Source organism: Helicobacter pylori, from assembly GCF_030062585.1.
In the GTDB taxonomy this organism is placed as follows: domain Bacteria; phylum Campylobacterota; class Campylobacteria; order Campylobacterales; family Helicobacteraceae; genus Helicobacter; species Helicobacter pylori_CN.
Map to the genome: position 1 here is coordinate 1,267,007 of NZ_CP071935.1, position 21,585 is coordinate 1,288,591.

Below are 21,585 nucleotides of genomic sequence, written 5' to 3' on the forward strand. Positions count from 1 at the left end.
ATTAAAGCTTGCTTGGTTTAAGCATCTTAAAATACCCTCTCAAAGGAGCGTCATACCCCTCTAAAGTTTTAGAGTGATCCGTTTTATCCAAAAAATCTTCCAAACTCTGCCCCAAAATAAAATCCGTTTTACGCTGTTCTTTAGGCGTGGTCTTTAAAACGCTAATAATCTCAAAATTTTCAAACCCTACCCTTTCGCACCACCCTTTTAGCGCGCTAACGCTAGGGATAAAATAAACATTTTTCATTTTAGCATAAGTTTTTTTAGGGCAAAGGGCGATGTCTAGGGGCGAATCAATAATGAGCGTATCCAGCACCAACTCCCCTTTTATCTTTAAAGCATGATATAAGGCTTTTAAAGCTTCTAGCGGGCTTTTTCTGTGGTATAGCACCCCTAAGCAAAAAATGACATCAAAAGCGTTAGGGTATTTTTCATGCAGATCCTCTACCCCCAAAGACTCGTAAATGATTTTTTTTTCTTTATCAAAAAAGGGGGCTAAAAATTCAAATTGTTTTTTGACTAAAACGCCCGGATCAAACCCCACCAAACTTTTAGGTTTATATTCTAGTATCTTAAACAAGTAATAGCCGTTATTGCAACCCACATCAGCCACTATTTTGTCTTTTAAGGGAGTGGCGTTTTTGATTAGATCCCATTTAATAGAGCTATCCCATTCGCTATCAATCTTAATTTGAGAAATTTCAAAAGGGCCTTTACGCCATGGCCTTAACGCCATGATTTCTTCTAAAAGGGTTTTTGGATTGAATTTATCGTTACAAATGAGCATGACTTACCATAGCGTGGGGGTTTTTTTAAAAAGGGGGGGGTTTAAAAGGGATTCTAAATGATGGGAGCTAATCCCATAAATAAAAGCGAAATTAAACGCTAAGTTTTTTAATTGCTCTTTAAGGTTGTTATGAGTGGTGTAACAATAAGGGTTATTTTTTTCAAAGAAAGCCGCGCTGTTTTTACGACAAAACACGACAATTTTCCCCCACGACAAAGTCTCAAGGGCTTTTTGAAGCATCATTTCAAACAATTCTTTTGAAGTCTCAGCAACAACCACCCTTGCCGTTGTGCCATAAGGGGCTATTTCTAAATTTTTATTCACAAAAAAGGGTTTGCAATGATCTAAAGCAGGTTCTTTCTTGCTTAAAAGATTCAAATCAAATTCAATCTTTAATTTTTCGCACAATTGAATGACCCTTTTTAAAGGCTCTAAAAAGACGCATGGCATTTTTAATTCATACTCTTGTTTTTCATAGACTAAAGCGCTGCAAAAAAACGATTGGTTGAGAATCATTAAACGGCTTTCTTTTAGATCTTCTTTCAAGCGCTCTTGCTTATAAAACAAATGGAGCCACTCCAATTTATCAAAAAAGGCTATTTTACACCCCTCTATAATGAATAAATCTTCAAGGCTCTCTTTCAAGCACCACACAAAATTGCTCACCATGATTTTAGAAGCGATCTCTAATTCTATGGGGCTTAACAGCACTCCAACCACGCGCTCATTCAACAAACAAAATTTAAACAAATGATTCAAAGAATGCTCTATATCTTTAAGCTTGATCCATGCCACATCCCTATCGCTTAAAGGATATTCTCCTGTGTATAAAATCCCATAAGCCCCTAACTCTAAAGCTTTAGGAATGAGCGTGTGATCTTTGGCTACAAATAAAGAGCCTTTTTGGACTTTGTTTAAAGACAAAACGATAGAATTGAAATAGCTGATTGAGGGCGTGTTTTGCAATTCACCCAAACTCAATTCTACGGCTTCATTCACCCCTAATCGCATTTAGCTGATCAAACTTCCTGCAATTTTCTCTTTGGTAGGGCTGATTAAGGCTAGATTATCGCTATCTCGCACCGCTAAAATCATGCCCTCACTCATTTCGCCCATAAGCTTTGCAGGTTTTAAATTGGCCACCACGCACACCATTTGCCCCACCAAACTTTCAGGCTCATAATCCAAAGCGATCCCTGAGATGATCTGCCTCAAACGATTTTCGCCTAAATCCACTTTTAAGCGCAGTAATTTATTGGATTTTTCAATCCTTTGAGCTTCTTTGATAAGCCCCACTTTAATCTCTACTTTTTTGAAATCCTCAATACTAATATAGTTTTCTTGTGTTGGTGGGGCTTTTTCTTTTTCTTTTTTTTCTGCTTTTTCTGCTAGGGCTTCCTCCCCTTTTTCAATCTTTTCAATTTTCTCAATTTTGGAAAATAAAGGCTCGGTGTCTTGTAAAATCATATCTTGTAATTTTTTAGCTTTAAAAAAGCGTTCGTAATTATCGGGCGTGATTTCTGTATTGAAAGCGCTCGCTAATTTAGCCGCGCTCTTTGGCATGAACGCATAGAGCAAAAAGCTTGATTGCAACAGCGCGTTTGCGATCAAACTCAATAAGGCTTCTAGTTTTTCTGATTCGTTATTTTTGTGCAAAACCCATGGCTCTTCTTTAGCGATGAGTTTATTTAAAAAATCATAAATATTAAACAATTCCTCTAAAGCTTTATGCAACTGCATTTTAGGCACGAAAGAATTAGCGTTATCTAAAATTTGATGCGCTTTTTCTAGCTCTTTAGGATAATATGCGGTGATTTTGGCGCTTTTTAGAGAATAATTGAAATATTTTTTAGCCATGCCTAGCAAACGATTCAACAAATTCCCCAAATCGTTATTCAAATTCGCGTTGATCCTTTCTGTTAACGCTTTTTTAGAAAAATCCCCATCTTGCCCAAAAGGCACTTCACGCAATAAAAAATAACGTAATTCTTCAATCCCATACTCCATAGCGAGCTTTTGAGCGTCTAAAACATTACCCAAGCTCTTACTCATTTTCACGCCCTCTATCGTCCACCACCCATGCACGCAAAGCTGTTTGAATAAGGGCAGATTCAAACTCATCAAAAAAGCCGGCCAATAAATGGCATGGAAGCGTAAAATATCCTTACCCACAATATGCCTAGCGCATTCAAAATGCGCCATTTTATTGTCTAAATCATTCAAATACCCTAACGCGCTCGCATAATTCAATAAAGCGTCCAACCAAACATACACCACATGTTTAGGATCGTTCATTTTTTTAGGCAAAGGAATGCCCCATTCAAAGCTCGTGCGCGTGATAGACAGATCCAATAAACCCTGCTCAATAAAAGAAGTTACCTCATTTTTACGATAAATAGGCAAAATCGCTTCAGGATTTTTAGCGTAAAACTCCAATAAAGGCTTTTCATACGCACTCAATTTGAAAAAATAGCTCTCTTCTTCTAAAAGCGTGGTCTCTCTCAAGCAATCAGGGCATAGAACTTTATCGTTCGTATTGTCCGCTTTAGAAATCGCGCAATAACTCTCACAGCTCACGCAATAATACCCGCTATAAGTGCCTTTATAAATATCCCCTTTTTCAAACATGATTTCAAAGGCGTTTTGCACGCATTTTTGATGCTCGCTGTCTGTGGTGCGGATAAAACCATCATAATCTAAATTGAAAAAATCCCACTGGTTTTTAAAAATCGTGCTAATGCTATCGGCGTAAGCTTTAGGGCTTTGATTTCTCAATCTCGCACTTTGTTCGATCTTTTGCCCATGCTCATCGGTGCCGGTTAAAAAAAAGACTTCTTCGCCTTGAAGCGTGTAATATTTCTTTAAAGTATCCGCAATCAAAGTCGTATAGGCATGGCCAATATGAGGGATGTCATTCACATAATAAATGGGGGTTGTGATCAGTGATTTTTGCATCTTTATAATCGTGTTACCTTAAATTTGTTTAAATCTCTTAATTTTAACATGCTTTTAAAAATTTAGAGAATAGAGGTTGAATTTATGCTTATTTGTGGGGTGTTTTTAGCTTAAAATTCATTATAATTAACGCTCAAAAAATTGAAAAAGAGTTCAAGGAATAGACAGATGATTTCAAAATTTTTGCTCAAAAGCATGTTCAAGCAGTGGAAAAACGGCGATTATCAGGTCGTTTTTTGGGACAATAGCGTTTATAGGAATGGCGAACATTCGCCTAAATTCACCCTTAAAATCCATCGCCCCCTAAAATTTAGCGATATTAAAAAAGACATGTCTTTAACGATCGCTGAAGCTTATATGGACGGCGTGATTGATATTGAAGGCTCTATGGATGAGGTGATGCATTCTTTGTATTTGCAAACCAATTATGAGCATTTGCACAAACATGATAACGCTAAAGCTATCCAAAAACCCATCAAAGAAAGCTCCAACATTTCTAAACATTACGATCTAGGGAATGACTTTTATTCTATCTGGTTAGATGAAACCTTAAGCTATTCATGCGCGTATTTCAAAAAAGACGATGACACCCTCCATGCCGCCCAGCTCCAAAAATTAGATCACACTTTAAAAAAGCTCCACCTAAAGCCTGGCGAAAAACTGCTGGATATAGGCTGTGGTTGGGGCTATCTCTCTGTAAAAGCTGCACAAGAATACGGGGCGGAAGTGATGGGGATCACCATTTCTAGCGAGCAATACAAACAGGCTAACAAACGAGTCCAAGAGTTAGGGTTAGAGGATAAAGTAACGATCAAATTATTGAATTACCAGGATTTAGACGGGCGCTTATACCGCTTTGATAAGGTGGTGAGCGTGGGCATGTTTGAGCATGTGGGTAAGGATAATTTGCCCTTTTATTTCAAAAAAGTTAAAGAAGTGTTGAAAACGGGCGGGATGTTTTTGCTCCACTCCATTTTATGCTGTTTTGAAGGCAAGACTAATGCATGGGTGGATAAATACATCTTCCCGGGTGGCTACTTGCCCTCTTTAAGGGAAGTGATGAGCGTGATGAGCGAATGCGACTTCCACTTGCTCATGGCTGAAAGCTTACGCATCCATTACGCTAAGACTTTAGACATTTGGCGAGACAACTTCAACCACAATCTAGACCAAGTGAAAAGACTCGGCTATGACGAAAGATTTATCCGCATGTGGGATCTGTATTTAAGGACTTGCGCGTCCGCTTTCAGGGTGGGGAGCGCGGATTTATTCCAATTGCTTTTAACCAACAGCGTGGATAACACTTTCCCCTTAACCAAAGAATACATCTACCAGTAATTGCAAGTTTTAGATTTTAGCCCCTTCTTTCAGGCTAACTTCTGGCAAACTCTCCACATACAAACTCTGTGATGGGAAAGCAAAACTCAAATGGTGCTTTTCTACAATCCCCATGATTTTTAGCATCACGTCTTCTTTGACTTCTAGCCACTCTTCCCAAACCACTGTTTTAGAAAAGCAATACACTAAAATATTAATAGAGCTGTCCGCAAACTGGTCTAAAAAGACAAACAGATTGTTTTTATACCCTAAAAAATCGTCAATAGAAACAATATCTTTTTTAAACATGTAGCGGTAATCGCTCGCACTTTGCAAAGCGCTATCGGCTCCATTGGCGATTTTAGGGTGGTTTTCTAGCATTTCTTTAATGTCTTTCACGCAAAGCTGTAAAGCACTTTGGCTAGAGCTATAGGTTAAGCCTATTTCCATTTTAATACGCCTTCCTACTTTACGCCGGCTCCAATTCCTGATGGGTTTTCCGGCTAATTCTGAATTAGGCACGGATAAAAGAGCGTTATCAAAAGCCCTGATCGTGGTGCGCCTTAGCCCCATTTCCACCACCGTTCCCTCCACTTCACCGCACACGATCCAATCCCCTTGAGAAAACGAATTGTCTAACAATAAAATGACCGAAGCAAAAAAATTCGCCAACACATCTTTAACCGCCAAAGCCACCGCTAACCCCCCAATCCCTAAAGAAGCGATGATGGCTGAAACGTTAAATCCTAGTTGCTTCAAAACCCCTAAAAGCGTGACAATGAAGATCAAAAAATACACGACTTTTAAGATCAAGTTGATCACTTCTTTTCTAAAATTGTGCGTGCTTTTGGTAGCCATGTTGGTAACCAACGCTTCCCCATAGCCTTTAAAAAGCGCTATCACTAACCATGCTAAAAGCATGATATACACCGCGCCCACCCACATAGAAACTTTAGGAGGCGATGCGTTAGGGTAGTAGAAAATGTCCAAAGCCACATCGCAACTAAATAACGCTAAAAAGACAGAAACCGGCGAAACAATGCTGCTTTGCACATTGACATGCATTTTTTTATTGCGCTGCATGATTTCAAAAATACGATCTAACAATAAGGCTAAAAGCCAAGTGATCAACTTCCTTAAACCCAGCAATAAGGCTAAAATCATCAAAGCCAGCACGATCTTACTCACTTGCAAGCTATGGGTTGTGAAAGGCAAAACCTTACTGATTTTGTTTAACACAAAATCCATATTCACTTCCATGATCAAGTTTTTAGGAAGCACTTCTTTAGGGTGGTTTTTGATGTAACGCAAGACTTCGGTATAAGTGTTCAAACGCAATTCATAATCGCTAAACATCTGCTCTAATTCATGCATTTTGACATTGCCTAAATTTTTAGGGAAAGTGTAGAGTTTGAATTGCCCTAAACGCAAAAGAAAAGCATCGCTGATACTTTCCACGTCTTTTTGTTCGCTAAAAATATCAATACTGCTCCTGATTTTATCTATAAAACGATACAAAATTTCATCTATCAACAAAATATCTAAAGACAATCTATCTTTCATGAAAGTGTAGAAATCATCGCCCTTAATGCTTTTAGACAAACGCTTTTTGATTTTTTCCTGCTCTTTTAAATTTTGATTGATATCAATCCCGATCTTATCCCTTTCATTCAACACTTTAGAAGTCAAACTTTTAATCAAGTCATTCTTTTGGGTGTTATACAGAGAGATTTCAGCACTTCTTTCAGGGTTTTTTTTGTAAGTTTCAATGACTTGATTGAGCTGGTTGATTTGATTGAAAATCAAAAACAAATCCACCGCATCTGTTTCATGCTCTTCAACCGCTCTCAAAGGATTTAAAAAGAGCGATAATACCAATACCCACCACAATAATAAACGCATGCAAAACCCCACTCAAACAAGATAAAATCTTTCTCACAATTTCTAGCGATTATACCAAAAATTAGAAACGCTTCGCCCCATAAAGTTACCCATGCAATTTGAAAACGCTTTTTATTTAGCCCTAAAAAGCGGGCTTTATCCCAATTGTGAGCCTCTTTTCAGATCGCTATATTACTTGATGCGATGCTTGGAGTATTTTTACATTTTACAATTAAAGCAGAGCCTTAATTTTTAACAAATCTTGCTTTATTTAATATTTTTAATATTTTTATAGTAGGATTTCGCATAGGCCGTAGTCAAAAAGCTTTCCCTGTTCGGTGCGATAAAGTCACGGATAATGTGCATGTCTTTTATTCTTACATGTTTCACTTTTTATGTTTTTCGCTTTTATTGAATGTTTTCATATAAGATCTATGTTTTAGAGATTTCCAACCCTACCACTTGTCATTGGGCTATTTTGATGATCAATCTTTAGAAGAAAAAACCATAAAGATGTAGTATCCTATACCTATAAGAAAAACAAGAATTAAGAAAATGAGTAATCCCCACTCTAAAGAATCCATAACTCCTCTTTAAAGAATGTCAAAAGTGGTGCGCTTGGCAGGACTCGAACCTGCGACCTACGGCTTAGAAGGCTGTTGCTCTATCCAGCTGAGCTACAAGCGCATTGAATGGTATTAATGTTAGGTGGTACGCCCGAAGGGAGTCGAACCCCTAACCCCCAGATCCGAAGTCTGGTGCTCTATCCAATTGAGCTACGAACGCTTACAATTCAAATAAAGGAATGACTAACATAAACTCGGTAAAACGCTTACTTTATGAGATGGGGTGGAAGATGGGAATCGAACCCACGACCCTCAGGACCACAATCTGATGCTCTAACCGACTGAGCTACTCCCACCATTCAACGAAAGGAAGCGATATTCTACCAAAGAATCTTAAACAGAACAATAAACTACGCAAAAAAGTGGTCGGGGCGAAAGGATTCGAACCTTCGACCCCTTGGTCCCAAACCAAGTGCGCTAACCAGACTGCGCTACGCCCCGAAATTTCCACATGAAGCGTTATTATAGCTGAATTTTTTGATTTTTGAGCGTAATTTTTCAAAAATGCCACTAAAATCAAAAGTGGCACTCAAAAATGATACTAATCCAACTCCCCCACCCTTTTAAAAAGCTATTTTTTTAAAAACAGCTCTAAAGGATTTTTAAGCCTTTCGTTTCTTAAAAACTACTTTCGTTTTTTCATTTCACTAGAAACTTTTTCATAATGTTCCATGTGTTTTTTGCTTAACTCTTTGGTGATATTCACCATCACTTTGTGATAGGCTTGATTCATGATTTTTCTAATGGCTTGGTCACGGTCGGTTTCCTTAATCTTATGCACAAAAGTTTTGGGGACAAAACCTCCAGAATTGGTGCGCCGCAATTCCACCCTTTCAATCACAGCCTTAATCTTTGAAACATCAATACCAAAACTATGGATAATATCTTCACTTTTTGGCTCAACAAAATTCAAGTTCAAATACCCTGAAGACATGTCTATAACTCTTTCTTCGCTAAGCGCATCGCTCTCTTCTACAATATCTTCTAAGATAGCCACATTCCCATCCATGCGTAAAACAAGCAACGCTTTTTCTTTGATGTCTTGAGGGATTTCGCTAACATCTTTAAATTGCGAAACGCTATAGCCTTTCCTCTCTAAAAAACTGCTCAATTGGAGGAATAAAGACTTCTCAAACTCTTTTTGATAATTTTCAGGGATAACTTTATTGGCCTCTATCTTAGGATCAATTAAGACAACTAAATGGTTATTTTTAGGCTCTTGCTTGCCTTTAATAGGATAGTGGAAATGCAACTCCACGGACTCGCCCGTATTATTGTGCTGTTGCTTTGCAGGCATTCCATCAGCCAAAGCCGTATAAAACGCCCCACTCACTAATAACGATCCTAAAACTACCGCTAAACTACCTTTTTTCATTAAATTCCTTTCTTTCTTTTTCTTTAAAATCAATTTCTAATCTTACCCAAAAAATCCCACTTTTTATCTCTATTTTTACGGATAATCATTCCCATTCAATCGTTCCTGGTGGTTTAGAGGTAATATCATACACCACCCTATTGATACCGCTCACTTCATTAGTGATACGATTAGAAACCTTTTCTAAAAAAGAATGCTCCAAAAATGAAAAGCTCGCTGTCATGCCATCGCTCGCATTTACTGCCCTTAAACAAATAGCGTTCTCATAAGTGCGATTATCCCCCATAACCCCCACAGAATTGACATTCAACAGCACGCAAAAAGCTTGCCAAACCTTGTCATACAGATCCGCCTTTTTAAGCTCTTCTATAAAAATAAAATCCGCTTCTTGCAAGCATCTGATCTTACTCTCGCTGACTTCGCCTAAAATCCTTATCGCAAGCCCAGGCCCTGGAAAGGGGTGGTGCATTAAAAAATCCTGGCTAATGCCCAATTCCTTACCCAACAAACGGACCTCATCTTTAAACAATTCCCTTAAAGGCTCTATGAGTTTAAAGTCCATCCATTCAGGCAGTCCGCCCACATTATGGTGGGTTTTGATCACTTTTGAAGGCCCTTTAACGCTCACGGATTCAATCACATCAGGGTATAAAGTGCCTTGGGCTAAAAACTCAATTTTGCCTTTTAAATGGTGCTTCTTGGCTTCTTTTTCAAACACTTCAATAAAGGTTTCGCCGATGATTTTTCGTTTCAATTCAGGCTCGCTCACGCCCTTTAATTTAGACAAAAAGATTTCTTTAGCGTCTATCGTGTTTAAAGGGATTTGCAAGTCTTTAAACATCGCTTGAACTTTTTCTTTTTCATTTTTACGCAACAAGCCATGATCTACAAAAACAGCGATCAAATTATCCTTAATGGCTCTGTATAATAGCGTAGCGACCACCGTAGAATCCACGCCCCCACTCACCGCGCACAAAACCTTAGCGTTAGCAATTTTTTCTTTCAAGCGCGCCATTTCTTTTTGAGCGAAATGCTGCATCCCCCAAGTTTTTTCACAGCCGCAAACCAAAAGGGCAAAATTTTCTAAAATCTTACCCCCTTCTTCGCTTTGAATGACTTCTGGGTGGAATTGCAAGCCAAAAATCTTAGCGCTTTCAATCGCGCAATGGGGGGAATTAGGGCTTTTTGCAAGGGTAGTGAAGCCTTTAGGCAATTCTATGACTTTATCCATATGGCTCATCCACACAAGGCTTTTAATTTTCACGCCTTCAAAAATCACAGAATCTTGAATGATCTCTAAAACAGCCTTACCAAATTCTTGCTCGTTCGCGCAAGCCACTACCCCCCCAAAAAAATCCACCAAATACTGCATACCGTAGCAAATCCCTAAAATCGGCAAATCCAAATCAAAGATTTTTTCACTAGGCTTGTAAGCGTCTTTAGCATACACGCTCGCTGGCCCCCCACTCAAAACCAAACCTTTAGGGGCTTTTTTTTGAATGTTTTCTATGCTTTCAAAAAAAGGGACTATTTCTGCATAAATCCCGCTCTCTCTCAATCTTCTAGCAATCAGCTGTGTGTATTGGCTCCCAAAATCTAATACTAAAATCATCGCTCATTCTTTATTTTTGTGGGGTCTGTGTTTTATTGTATTGATTCTTGTAATTCACCCTATAGCTTTCAGCCAATGCGGGCACTTTTTGCACAAACCAGCGCTCTAATCTTTCTAATTCGTGTCTGTAATTTCCACCTTTTGAGCAATATTGAGAATCAATCAGCGAAAACGCATAAAGCGTCTTACTTTCTTTAGATTGGAATAAAAACTCTTTATTGAATAGCGCTTTTTTAGGCATATCTCTCATCAAAGCCTCGGGCAATAAAAAAGCGTCAAAATCACAAAGCACTTTTTTACTCAATTTGTTGCTTTTGGTAATCACAAAAATGATCTCTTTTTTCATGTCTTGTTTAAAAGCTAATGAAAGCACATTCAAAAAGGGCGGGGTTAAACTTTTATCCACCCTAACCTTAAAAGCTTTGGAGTCCCCTAATAAGACCCCCACAGACAAAACCAACCCCACGCAACATTTCAAACTCGTTTGAAAAATATTCATCTTTTATCCTTAATAAGCGTCAATATTGAAAACAGAAATTAAACGCATTGATTGGGTATTATAATATAAAAATTGAGAATTACGCTTTAGCTTGGCTAGCGCTCAAGTCTTTAGCTCTCAAGTCTTTCTAAAACACCCTCATGCTAGCATGTTCACTCTTTTTAAGCCCCAATAATGCTTGGTGTTGAAATGGAATGATAGGGCTTGACCAGTTCATACCTTCTAAGTCTTCTGATATTAACTAAGGCGGTATTGGCTGAAATGGCTTGTGTCATGCTGCTTGTGGAGCGTAAAGAAGTGAGCGTATTCACATGCCCTGCATTGCATCGTGGGTTTCTGACTCTCTCATCTTCTGGGTCATACCACGCCCCTTTTTGGATACTCAAAACCCCTTGACGGATATTCTTAGTTACAAACGCCCCTGCTAACAACCTCCCCCTAGCGTTAAACACTTCTACAATTTCACCATGCCTAATGCCTAATTTATTAGCGTCTAGTTCGTTGATCATTACAGGCTCTCTGCCTTGAATTTTATACACATTTCTAACCCAAGTGTTATCAAGCTGTGAATTGACACGGTATTTTGGGTGCGGAGAGATTAAATGGAATGGGTAAATCTCAGCCATTTTAGAGCCTAGCCACTCAGCTGGCTCAAACCAAGTAGGATGCCCTTTAAAATCGGCCAGTTTAAAATCCGCGCATTTTTGAGAAAAAATTTGAATTTTCCCGCTCTCTGTATCCAGCTTATTGTTAATAGGATCTTGCCTGAATTTCGCATGACGCACAAACTTTCTCGCATTTTCAGGAATTTCAAACTCCACAAAGCCATCCCTCCAAAACTGATCAAACGATTTCAAAGTAGGGCCATCGCTTTTTTCATAAAGGCCCTTAATCCATTCCATGTAACTCTTAGATTCAGTAAATCGCTGCTCTGTTTCATTGCCCCCAATGCGCAAGGCAAGTTGCCTGAAAATCTCATAATCGTCTTTAGATTCATAAACAGGCTCTACCACCTTACGCATGGCATAAACCACATTCTTAGAATAACTCCCTCCAAAAGTAATATCATCTCTTTCCATAGTGCTAGTGGAAGCAAAGACAATATCAGCAAATTTCGCTGTAGGCGTCCACCAAGGCTCATGCACGATCACGCAATCTAAGGTCCTTAAAGTGCGAATCAGCTCGTTTGTATCAGCTTCATGCCCTAACAAATCCGTCCCGCAATTGTAGATCATTTTGATTTTAGGTAATTTGAGTTTTTTACCCATAAAATCAATTTCTTTATCCGGATTTAAAATTGCTTCAGAAATTCTAGATGCTGGAATAACGCTTTTTACAGAATTATGCCCTTGTGAAATCATCGGAACAATTCTTGCCCCTGAGCTTGCTTGAGCGTTTCCTCCATAATGCATAGAAAAGCCAAAGCCCCCACCAGATAAGCCCACTTGACCAATCATGCTGGCTAAAACAATTAACGCCCAATCAGGTTGCTCGCCATACTGAGCTCTTTGCATGGCCCAATTACCCGCTAAAAAAGTGCGTTTAGAAACAAACAAATCCGCTAATTCTTTGATTTTTTCTGCGCTCACTCCAGTGATTTGAGACGCCCACTCCAAAGTCTTAGGCGCATTATCGCTCTCTCCTAGCAAATAGGGTAAGAACTTATCAAAGCCATCAGTGTATTTAGCGATAAACGCTTTATCGTATTGATTGCTCGTATAAAGATAATGCATCATGCCTAGCATTAACGCTACATCAGTATTAGGGCGAATGGGTATCCATTCAGCGCTAAAGGCTTGAGCGGTTTCGGTATAAATGGGATCGATACTAATGAATTTGATACCAGCTCTTTTATACTTAGGGTAGTAGCCATCATTGACATGGTTTGGCACAAAATAATCAATGCGGTTGCACTTGAACAAATCCGCCCCCCACATGACATACACCTTACAATTTTTAATCATCTCTTCATGCGTGGTTTGTTGCGAATAAACTTCCATATCCCCTACAATCATAGGGTTTATTCTTGCGGCCGCGCCATTACTATATTCCCCATCAGTGCCAATAGCCCCCCCTAAAGTCGTGTTAAAAAAACGCCATGTTAAATGATGGCAACGATGCAAGCTGCCCGCATGCCCCCAACCACCATAACTGGCATTATAAATGTTTTCTTTAGGGATTTCTTTAAGCTTTTTAGCCGCTAAATCCAACGCCACATCCCAACTCACGCGCACAAACTCTTCTCTCCCGCGCAATTCTTTGTGGTTTTTTTTGTTTTCTAAGAAACTCTTGCGCACGCAAGGATACTTCACCCTACTATCTGAATACACCCTATCAACCATCGCTTTTAACATCATGGTAGGGTTATAATCGCTCTTTTGAGGGACAATATCTTTAATCACTCCATTTTGAACCTTTGCGATAAAGGGGCCAAAATGCGTTGCATGCGGAATGGATTCTACTTTTTCAAAAACACCAACAGCTTTTAAACAATTAACGCTCGCTAGCGCGATTGGGATTTTTGTTAGGATACTTCTGCGTGAAATAGACATGGTTCTCCTTCAAGCTTGCATTCTGTTAAAATACCCCAAATTCTAACATATATTCACATAAATTACCGCTAATAAGCCCTCAAAGCCCGGGTGTTAATTTAAAACTACTTTTTATTCACGCTGCTCATGTCAGCGACTTTCCCCCACATCAAGCGGTATTTCCTCTTCATAAATTCAATTTCTTCTCTCGCTTGATTGAGTTCGTCTCGCAAAAGATCAATGGTTTTTTTATCTTCTTCATAGACTTCTTGCATAGAGATTAAAGCGTCTTTTAAAAACATGTTTTCATTTTTAAAGGCTGAAATCGTTTCGTCTTTAGCGCTAATGACTTTATCATGCAAATTCAAAATCGTGTTAATGGTCTTTTCCACAAACACAGGCTCTAAAGAACGCCCGTTCATATCCATAGAAATCAAATTATTTTCTACCTTTTTGATTAGAGCGTTTGTCCCGCTACTCGCATCAATTAAAAGCTTGTTGTGGCTTATTTTACTTTTAATCTTACCAAGATTCACTAATTCCAAAATCCTTTCTTTAGGAAGCCCTGAAAGGCGGCTAAACTCTTCTAATTCAAGCCATGCTAAAGCGCTCAAATCTTCTAAAACCACCGGCTCTTTAGACTCTTTTTCTTTATCCTCTACTTCTTGCTCATTTTGTTGTGTCGCTTGCGCTTTATTCAAATCTAAAATATCCAAATTTTTCCTTAAAAATAGTTTTAGCTTAACGCAATTTTTTAACCGCTTTTTTCAAGCTGTCTAGCAAATAATCAATATCGTTTATGGAATGCGTGAAGTGCAAACTCACCCTAAGCCATCCGGGTTTAGCGTTAAAATCGCTTGACTTTTGGGCGTTAAGATTCAATAAATCATGCCCATAAGGCCCCGCGCAAGAGCAACCTGCCCGGGTTTCAATAGCGTATTCATAGCTTAAGATTCTCGCTAAATCATAGGGCGAAATCCCTCCAATATTAAAAGCCACTACCCCCACACGACTCGCTGTTAAATTCCCATAAATATTAATAGCGGGCAAGTCTTTTAAGCCATGCATAAGCACTCTTAAAAGGTTGTTTTCTTTTTTATGGATAAAATCCAAACCGCATTCATCTCTCAATTGATACGCTAGAGCGCTCCTGTAAAATTGCAACAACCCTGGCGTGCCAAACTCTTCTCTCAAAGGCAATTCATCAATAAATTCATGCCGTGTGCGATTAGCGTATTTAATCACGCCCCCTGCACTAAAACTCGGGGCGATTTGCGTGTCAATCAAATCTTTAGAAATGCCTAAAAGACCGCACCCTCCAATACCCCCTAAAAGCTTATGAGGCGCATAAAAACCGGTTTGGTACTCGCAATCTTTAGGGTTAGCATGCGCGCTAAAATTCGCTAAATCCAAAGCCAAATCGGCCTTATATTTCTTACACAATAATGAAACTTCTTTTAAGGGCGTAAGCAGTCCGGTTACATTAGAAGCCGCGCTCATAGAAACCAGGCTGTTAGGGGATTTTTTTAAAGTTTGCTCTAAAATTTCTAAATCCAATAAACCATGTTCATTTAAGGGGATACGCACCACTTCACACAAGCCTTCACGCCAGCTGATTTCATTAGAATGATGCTCATAAGGCCCCACAATCACACGCTTTAAAGCCATATCTTTCAAATATGGCTCTAAATTTTTCTTCGTTTTTGAAGGGATACACACCCCTAAAATTTCTTGAAATTTCTTAATCGCTGAGCTCGCCCCATACCCTGCGCTCAAGACGCAATGATTAGCGCTCAAATTTAAAGAACGCTTCAACTTTTCTTGGCACTCTTTTAAAAGCATGCCCATTAAAATCGCATGCTTAGAAGCGATGGAATGAGCGTTCGCGTAATAAGGCAGTAAGGATTTCACGCGCTTTTCCACTAAAACGCTCGCTAAACCTGAAGCCCCCCAGTCAAAATAAGACACCCCTTTTTTTAAAATAATACTGGATTTAACTTGCTCTAAAGGACTTTCATTAGGATTGAGTAAGGGAGCAAAACTCCTGTTTAAAAACGCTTGCACGAAATACCACCAACGCTTTTAATGTTTGTCTCCGCTTAAAATATGAAAATGCAAATGCATCACCTCTTGCCCTGCGTTTTTACCCACATTCGTTAAAAGCTTGTAACCCTTCTCTTTGATGCCTAATTTTTCCACCACTTCAAAAATAAAACTTGTCATTTGAGCCATAAGCTCTGGAGTGATGCCATTAAAATCCTGAATGCTTTGCTTAGGGATCACTAACGCATGCACTTTAGCTTTAGGGTTAATGTCATAAAAGGATAAAAAACGATCGTTTTCTAAAATCTTAGAACAAGGGATTTCGCCTTTGATTATTTTTTCAAACACATTCATGCTTTTTTGCTCCCTTTTAAGGTTTTTCTTTTATTAAAGTTGTATTATAGCTTTTTAAAAATAAAATATAAGGATCGTTATTGCACACCTTAATAGAGCGATTAGAAAAGGTTACTAATAGCAAAGAATTAGAAGAAGCGCGTTTGAATGCTTTGGGTAAAAAAGGGGTTTTTGCGGATAAATTCAACCAGCTCAAAAACCTGAACGGCGAAGAAAAAAACGCCTTTGCTAAAGAAATCCACCACTATAAGCAAGCGTTTGAAAAAGCCTTTGAATGGAAAAAAAAGGCTATTTTAGAGCTTGAATTAGAAGAACGCTTGAAAAAAGAAAAAATTGATGTGAGTTTGTTTAACGCTATCAAAACAAGCTCTTCTCACCCTTTGAATTATACTAAAAATAAAATCATTGAATTTTTTACCCCATTAGGATACAAGCTTGAAATCGGCTCTTTAGTGGAAGATGATTTCCATAATTTCAGCGCTTTAAACTTGCCCCCTTACCACCCTGCAAGAGACATGCAAGACACTTTTTATTTTAAAGATCACAAGCTTTTAAGGACCCACACTTCGCCTGTTCAAATCCACACCATGCAAGAACAAACCCCACCCATTAAGATGATTTGTTTAGGCGAAACCTTTAGGCGCGATTATGATTTGACCCACACGCCCATGTTCCATCAAATTGAAGGGCTTGTCGTGGATCAAAAAGGGAATATCCGTTTCACGCACTTAAAGGGCGTGATCGAAGACTTTTTGCATTATTTCTTTGGCGGCGTGAAATTAAGGTGGCGCTCTAGCTTTTTCCCTTTCACAGAGCCAAGCGCTGAAGTGGATATTAGTTGCGTGTTTTGCAAGCAGGAAGGCTGTAGGGTTTGCTCGCACACAGGTTGGCTGGAAGTGTTGGGTTGTGGCATGGTCAATAATGCGGTGTTTGAAGCCATAGGGTATGAGAATGTGAGCGGGTTTGCCTTTGGCATGGGGATTGAAAGATTAGCCATGCTGACTTGTCAAATCAATGATTTACGCAGTTTCTTTGAAACTGATTTGAGAGTGTTGGAGAGTTTTTAATGAAACTAAGCGTTAATGATTTGAATGTTTTTGTCAATACGCCTAAAGATATAGCCAAAATCTGTGAGGATTTGAGCCGCTTAGGCTTAGAAGTGGAGAGCTGTATCCCTTATATCGCTCCTAAAAATGTGGTTGTGGGTAAGGTTTTAGAAAAAGCCCCCCATAAAAACGCTGAAAAACTCAGCGTGTGTCAAGTGGATGTGGGTAAAGAAGTGTTGCAAATCGTGTGTGGGGCTAAAAATGTCGCAAAAAACCAATTTGCACCAGTCGCCCTCAAAGGAGCGATCATAGGCTCAACCACAATCGCTAAAACCGAGCTTAGGGGGGTTGAAAGCCATGGCATGATTTGCTCTAGCATTGAATTAGGCTTCCCCAAAATCAATGATGGCATCTTGGAATTAGATGAGAGCGTTGGGGAGTTGGTTTTAGGGAAGGAATTACATGAATACGCCCCTTTCAACACGCATGTTTTAGAAATTTCATTGACTCCTAATCGTGGGGATTGCTTGAGCGTTTTAGGTATTGCCAGAGAAATTAGCGCCTTTTATCACACGCCCCTAAAACCTATCAAGGCTTTAAATTTTACGCCAAAAAGCGATTCAATTGCGCTTCATGCGGATGAAAATATTGAATCGCATCTGGCTTATTATTTAATTTGCAACCATTCTTTAAAAACCCCTTTAAATATCAAGCTTTCGCTCGCTCACAATAATGCCTTAAGCGAGAACGAACTGAACAATTTCATAGAATTTAGCGCGCATTTTAGTGGGGTAATATTGAACGCTTATAGCCTGAATACAACCCCTGTTGATTTGAGCGTGAAAAACGATGAAAACAACCTTGAAAGCGTTTATATCAACCATCAAAAACGCTCCACTATCGCTATCAAGCATCAAGATCAAAAAGATTTGAGCGAGTGTTTGCTTTTAGAGGCAAGTTATACTGATCCTGTAAGCCTGTCTTTAAAATTACACGCCCTAAAAGATAAAACGCTTCAAAAAGACAACGCCCTTATTTATAGGAGCACTAGGGGGAGTAACCCTAATCTATCAGACGGCTTGAATTTTTTAAGCGCTCATTTGAAAGCCACGATTTTAGAAAGCAAACAAACTAAGCATTCTTTAAAAGATCGCACCCTTACATTCCAACTTGAAGACATTACTGAAATTTTGGGGCTTGCTGTAGAAAAAGAAAAAATTCAAGGCATTTTAAAAAATTTAGGCTTTAAAGTTAGTGCAAAAGAGCCAAACTCAAAACCCCCAATTTTAGAGGTTATTGCGCCAAATTTCAGGCATGACATTAAAACGATCCAAGATATTGCTGAAGAAATCTTGCGCTTTGTAGGGATTGATAATTTGATCTCAAAGCCCCTTCATTGTGTCAGCAGTAAAAATTCAAACCCCCATTATGACACGCACCGCTTTTTTGAAAACCTTAAACACAAGGCTCTCGCTTGCGGTTTTAAAGAAGTCATTCATTATGTGTTTTATTCTAAAGAAAAACAGCAAAAACTAGGCTTTGAAGTCTTAGAAGATTCTCTAGAATTGCAAAATCCTATCACAACGGATCTCAACACCCTGAGAACGAGCCTTGTTTGCGGGCTTTTAGACGCCAGTTTAAGGAATAAAAATTTAGGGTTTAAAAGCATAGCCCTTTATGAAAAAGGGAGCGTGTATAACTCTAAAAGAGAAGAGATCCAAAAACTAGGCTTTTTAGCGAGCGGCTTGCAAAAAAAAGAAAGCTACCCTTACGCTAAGGGCAAGGCTTGGGATTTTTATTCTTTCGCTGAATGCGTTTCAAAAGTTATAGGGGATTTTAGCCTAGAAAAACTAAACGCTCAAACCCCCATTAACCACCCCTACCAGAGCGCTAAAATCATTCAAAACAATGAAATCATAGGCACAATCGCTAAAATCCACCCTAAAGTGATCCAGGAATTGGATTTGTTTGAAAGCTATTACGCTGAGATAGACGCTTTTAAACTCAAACGCCCTGCCATGCTATTAAAGCCCTTTAGCATTTACCCTAGCAGTGTGAGGGATTTGACTCTCATCATTGATGAAAATACCGCTTTTAGCAAGATTAAAAAAGCCCTAAAAGACGCTCAAATCCCTAATTTAAGCGAGATTCTACCCCTTGATATTTTCAAAGAAAGTAATAATTCCATAGCCTTAAGCGTGCGTTGCGTGATCCATTCTTTAGAAAAAACCTTAAATGATGAAGAGGTCAATTCAGCCGTGCAAAAAGCGCTTGAAATTTTAGAAAAAGAATTTAACGCCCGCCTTAAGGGATAATATAAAGATAGCAAAGGATAATATGTGATAGAGCTTGACATTAACGCTAGCGATAAATCGCTCTCGCACAGAGCCGTTATTTTTAGCTTGCTCGCTCAAAAACCTTGTTTCGTGCGGAATTTTTTGATGGGAGAGGATTGTTTAAGCTCTTTAGAAATCGCTCAAAATTTAGGGGCTAAAGTGGAAAATACCGCCAAAAATTCTTTTAAAATCACGCCCCCAACGGCTATAAAAGAGCCTAACAAGATTTTAAATTGCAACAATTCTGGCACCAGTATGCGTTTATACAGCGGGCTTTTAAGCGCTCAAAAAGGGCTTTTTGTTTTAAGCGGAGACAATTCCCTAAACTCACGCCCCATGAAAAGAATCATTGAGCCTTTGAAAGCTTTTGGGGCAAGGATTTTAGGGAGAGAGGATAACCATTTCGCCCCCTTAGCGATTGTAGGGAGTCCTTTAAAAGCTTGCCATTATGAAAGCCCTATCGCTTCAGCTCAAGTCAAAAGCACTTTTATTTTAAGCGCCTTGCAAGCTCAAGGCATAAGCGCCTATAAAGAAAATGAGCTTAGCCGTAACCACACAGAAATCATGCTTAAAAGTTTGGGAGCTAAGATTCACAATCAAGACGGCGTTTTAAAAATTTCACCCCTAGAAAAACCCCTAGAAGCTTTTGATTTTACCATAGCTAATGATCCGTCTAGCGCGTTTTTTTTCGCCCTCGCTTGTGCGATTACGCCAAAAAGCCACCTTCTTTTAAAAAATGTCTTGCTCAACCCCACTCGCATAGAAGCTTTTGAAGTTTTGAAAAAAATGGGCGCTCATATAGAGTATGCGATTCAATCCAAAGATTTAGAAATCATTGGCGATATTTACATAGAACATGCCCCTTTAAAAGCGATCAGTATTGATCAGAATATCGCCAGCCTTATTGATGAAATCCCCGCTTTGAGTATCGCTATGCTTTTTGCAAAAGGCAAAAGCATGGTGAGAAACGCTAAAGATTTACGAGCTAAAGAAAGCGATAGGATTAAAGCGGTTGTTTCTAATTTCAAAGCTTTAGGGATTGAGTGCGAAGAATTTGAAGATGGGTTTTATGTAGAGGGATTAGAAGATATAAGCCCATTAAAACAGCACCTTTCTCAAAAAAAACCCCCCCTTATCAAAAGCTTTAATGATCACAGGATTGCGATGAGTTTCGCTGTTTTAACTTTAGCGTTGCCTTTAGAAATTGATAATTTAGAATGCGCAAACATTTCTTTCCCAACCTTTCAGCTTTGGCTCAATCTATTCAAAAAAGGGAGTTTTAATGGAAATTAAAATGGCTAAGGATTATGGTTTTTGTTTTGGCGTCAAAAGAGCGATACAAATCGCTGAAAAAAATCAAAACAGCTTGATTTTTGGCTCGCTCATTCATAACGCTAAAGAAATCAATCGTTTGGAAAAAAACTTCAATGTGAAAATTGAAGAAGATCCTAAAAAAATCCCTAAAAATAAGAGCGTGATCATAAGAACTCATGGCATTCCTAAGCAGGATTTAGAATACTTGAAAAACAAGGGGGTCAAAATCACTGATGCGACTTGCCCGTATGTGATCAAACCTCAGCAAATTGTGGAATCCATGAGCAAAGAAGGGTATCAAATCGTACTTTTTGGGGATATTAACCACCCTGAAGTCAAGGGCGTGATAAGCTATGCCACTAACCAGGCTTTAGTTGTCAATTCTTTAGAAGAATTGCAAGAAAAAAAGCTCCAACGGAAAGTGGCTTTAGTCTCCCAAACCACCAAACAAACCCCAAAACTCTTGCAAATCGCTTCTTATTTGGTGGAAAGATGCACTGAAGTGCGTATTTTTAACACGATTTGCAACGCTACTTCTTACAACCAAAAAGCCGCTTTGGATTTGAGTAAGGAAGTGGATATTATGATAGTCGTGGGCGGTAAAACTTCTTCAAACACCAAACAGCTCCTAAGCATCGCCAAACAGCATTGCAAAGACAGCTACTTGGTAGAAGATGAAAACGAATTAGAGTTGGCGTGGTTTAAGGATAAAAAATTGTGCGGGATTACCGCTGGGGCTTCCACGCCGGATTGGATTATAGAAAATGTCAAGCAAAAAATCAGCACGATTTAACACATTTTGAAAATTTTCTTTAAAAAAACCGCTAATTGTTAGTTTTTAAACGATTTTGTAAGCCAAAAAAGGATACAATGCCCCTAAGGATTTTATATTTATTTTATAGTAAGGCA

The 21,585-nt window shown here is 38.9% G+C and carries 16 protein-coding genes and 4 tRNA genes; 5 read left to right on the plus strand and 15 right to left on the minus strand.

Annotated elements, in window-relative coordinates; translation table 11 throughout:
• Position 1: 1 nt before the first annotated feature.
• Genes cmoB through metG form a run of 3 tightly spaced genes read right to left on the minus strand, consistent with a single transcriptional unit; the run spans position 2 to position 3,742 of the window.
• Positions 2-787, minus strand: coding sequence for a tRNA 5-methoxyuridine(34)/uridine 5-oxyacetic acid(34) synthase CmoB (gene cmoB / locus J5F42_RS06090; RefSeq protein WP_283491234.1), 786 nt, complete (start codon positions 785-787; stop codon positions 2-4).
• A 3-nt stretch (positions 788-790) separates the two neighbouring features.
• Complete coding sequence (locus J5F42_RS06095; RefSeq protein WP_283491235.1) at positions 791-1,798, minus strand: ferrochelatase; 1,008 nt, start codon at positions 1,796-1,798, stop codon at positions 791-793.
• The gene (metG, locus tag J5F42_RS06100; protein ID WP_283491236.1) at positions 1,799-3,742 is read right to left on the minus strand and encodes a methionine--tRNA ligase; all 1,944 of its coding nucleotides are present in this window, start codon (positions 3,740-3,742) and stop codon (positions 1,799-1,801) included.
• 168 nt (positions 3,743-3,910) lie between these two features.
• Between metG and cfaS the strand changes: the two genes are divergently transcribed.
• Entirely contained in the window at positions 3,911-5,080 is a 1,170-nt protein-coding gene (gene cfaS, locus J5F42_RS06105; RefSeq protein ID WP_000623800.1) for a cyclopropane fatty acid synthase, read from the plus strand.
• Positions 5,081-5,089: 9 nt separating this feature from the next.
• Here cfaS and J5F42_RS06110 read toward each other — a convergent pair whose 3' ends face one another.
• From J5F42_RS06110 to J5F42_RS06165, 12 genes are all read right to left on the minus strand, one after another.
• On the minus strand, positions 5,090-6,961 hold the full coding sequence (locus tag J5F42_RS06110; RefSeq protein ID WP_283491237.1) for a mechanosensitive ion channel family protein: 1,872 nt from the start codon (positions 6,959-6,961) through the stop codon (positions 5,090-5,092).
• A gap of 589 nt (positions 6,962-7,550) precedes the next feature.
• A tRNA-Arg gene (locus tag J5F42_RS06115) sits at positions 7,551-7,627 on the minus strand.
• A gap of 22 nt (positions 7,628-7,649) precedes the next feature.
• Positions 7,650-7,726 (minus strand) — tRNA-Arg (locus J5F42_RS06120).
• 59 nt (positions 7,727-7,785) lie between these two features.
• Positions 7,786-7,862: transfer RNA gene (locus J5F42_RS06125), tRNA-His, on the minus strand.
• Positions 7,863-7,929: 67 nt separating this feature from the next.
• A tRNA-Pro gene (locus J5F42_RS06130) sits at positions 7,930-8,007 on the minus strand.
• Between the two features lie 184 nt (positions 8,008-8,191).
• On the minus strand, positions 8,192-8,941 hold the full coding sequence (gene hpaA2, locus J5F42_RS06135; RefSeq protein WP_283491238.1) for an HpaA2 protein: 750 nt from the start codon (positions 8,939-8,941) through the stop codon (positions 8,192-8,194).
• 85 nt (positions 8,942-9,026) lie between these two features.
• Complete coding sequence (gene guaA, locus J5F42_RS06140; RefSeq protein ID WP_283491239.1) at positions 9,027-10,553, minus strand: glutamine-hydrolyzing GMP synthase; 1,527 nt, start codon at positions 10,551-10,553, stop codon at positions 9,027-9,029.
• A 10-nt stretch (positions 10,554-10,563) separates the two neighbouring features.
• Positions 10,564-11,052 carry a hypothetical protein gene (locus tag J5F42_RS06145; RefSeq protein WP_097556136.1) on the minus strand — a complete coding sequence of 163 codons (489 nt, stop codon included), beginning with the start codon at positions 11,050-11,052 and terminating at the stop codon, positions 10,564-10,566.
• 161 nt (positions 11,053-11,213) lie between these two features.
• The gene (locus J5F42_RS06150) at positions 11,214-13,604 is read right to left on the minus strand and encodes a molybdopterin guanine dinucleotide-containing S/N-oxide reductase (protein ID WP_097699415.1); all 2,391 of its coding nucleotides are present in this window, start codon (positions 13,602-13,604) and stop codon (positions 11,214-11,216) included.
• Positions 13,605-13,708: 104 nt separating this feature from the next.
• Positions 13,709-14,299 (minus strand): DUF3972 domain-containing protein, encoded by a 591-nt coding sequence (locus J5F42_RS06155; protein WP_033588022.1) that lies wholly within the window; start codon positions 14,297-14,299, stop codon positions 13,709-13,711.
• Positions 14,300-14,324: 25 nt separating this feature from the next.
• Positions 14,325-15,647, minus strand: a complete 1,323-nt coding sequence (locus J5F42_RS06160; protein ID WP_097699414.1) for an aminotransferase class V-fold PLP-dependent enzyme — start codon at positions 15,645-15,647, stop codon at positions 14,325-14,327.
• A gap of 18 nt (positions 15,648-15,665) precedes the next feature.
• Positions 15,666-15,980: a histidine triad nucleotide-binding protein gene (locus J5F42_RS06165; protein ID WP_001100329.1), complete on the minus strand. Its 315-nt coding sequence runs from the start codon at positions 15,978-15,980 to the stop codon at positions 15,666-15,668.
• An 80-nt stretch (positions 15,981-16,060) separates the two neighbouring features.
• Between J5F42_RS06165 and pheS the strand changes: the two genes are divergently transcribed.
• The 4 genes from pheS to J5F42_RS06185 are packed head-to-tail and all read left to right on the plus strand — an operon-like array spanning position 16,061 to position 21,469.
• Positions 16,061-17,047 carry a phenylalanine--tRNA ligase subunit alpha gene (pheS, locus tag J5F42_RS06170; protein WP_000557061.1) on the plus strand — a complete coding sequence of 329 codons (987 nt, stop codon included), beginning with the start codon at positions 16,061-16,063 and terminating at the stop codon, positions 17,045-17,047.
• A complete protein-coding gene (pheT, locus tag J5F42_RS06175; RefSeq protein WP_283491240.1) occupies positions 17,047-19,341 on the plus strand; it encodes a phenylalanine--tRNA ligase subunit beta in 2,295 nt (764 codons plus the stop codon). The genes pheS and pheT overlap by 1 nt, the downstream gene beginning before the upstream one ends.
• Positions 19,342-19,365: 24 nt before the next feature.
• Positions 19,366-20,655, plus strand: a complete 1,290-nt coding sequence (aroA, locus tag J5F42_RS06180) for a 3-phosphoshikimate 1-carboxyvinyltransferase (RefSeq protein WP_097699412.1) — start codon at positions 19,366-19,368, stop codon at positions 20,653-20,655.
• Positions 20,645-21,469, plus strand: a complete 825-nt coding sequence (locus J5F42_RS06185) for a 4-hydroxy-3-methylbut-2-enyl diphosphate reductase (protein ID WP_000403575.1) — start codon at positions 20,645-20,647, stop codon at positions 21,467-21,469. The genes aroA and J5F42_RS06185 overlap by 11 nt, the downstream gene beginning before the upstream one ends.
• Positions 21,470-21,585 lie beyond the last annotated feature (116 nt).

Coding starts and splice junctions, on each gene's coding strand:
- cmoB (WP_283491234.1), bottom strand. CDS start 787: ATGCTCATTTGTAACGATAAATTCAATCCAAAAACCCTTTTAGAAGAA.
- J5F42_RS06095 (WP_283491235.1), bottom strand. CDS start 1,798: ATGCGATTAGGGGTGAATGAAGCCGTAGAATTGAGTTTGGGTGAATTG.
- metG (WP_283491236.1), bottom strand. CDS start 3,742: ATGCAAAAATCACTGATCACAACCCCCATTTATTATGTGAATGACATC.
- cfaS (WP_000623800.1), top strand. CDS start 3,911: ATGATTTCAAAATTTTTGCTCAAAAGCATGTTCAAGCAGTGGAAAAAC.
- J5F42_RS06110 (WP_283491237.1), bottom strand. CDS start 6,961: ATGCGTTTATTATTGTGGTGGGTATTGGTATTATCGCTCTTTTTAAAT.
- hpaA2 (WP_283491238.1), bottom strand. CDS start 8,941: ATGAAAAAAGGTAGTTTAGCGGTAGTTTTAGGATCGTTATTAGTGAGT.
- guaA (WP_283491239.1), bottom strand. CDS start 10,553: ATGATTTTAGTATTAGATTTTGGGAGCCAATACACACAGCTGATTGCT.
- J5F42_RS06145 (WP_097556136.1), bottom strand. CDS start 11,052: ATGAATATTTTTCAAACGAGTTTGAAATGTTGCGTGGGGTTGGTTTTG.
- J5F42_RS06150 (WP_097699415.1), bottom strand. CDS start 13,604: ATGTCTATTTCACGCAGAAGTATCCTAACAAAAATCCCAATCGCGCTA.
- J5F42_RS06165 (WP_001100329.1), bottom strand. CDS start 15,980: ATGAATGTGTTTGAAAAAATAATCAAAGGCGAAATCCCTTGTTCTAAG.
- pheT (WP_283491240.1), top strand. CDS start 17,047: ATGAAACTAAGCGTTAATGATTTGAATGTTTTTGTCAATACGCCTAAA.
- J5F42_RS06185 (WP_000403575.1), top strand. CDS start 20,645: ATGGAAATTAAAATGGCTAAGGATTATGGTTTTTGTTTTGGCGTCAAA.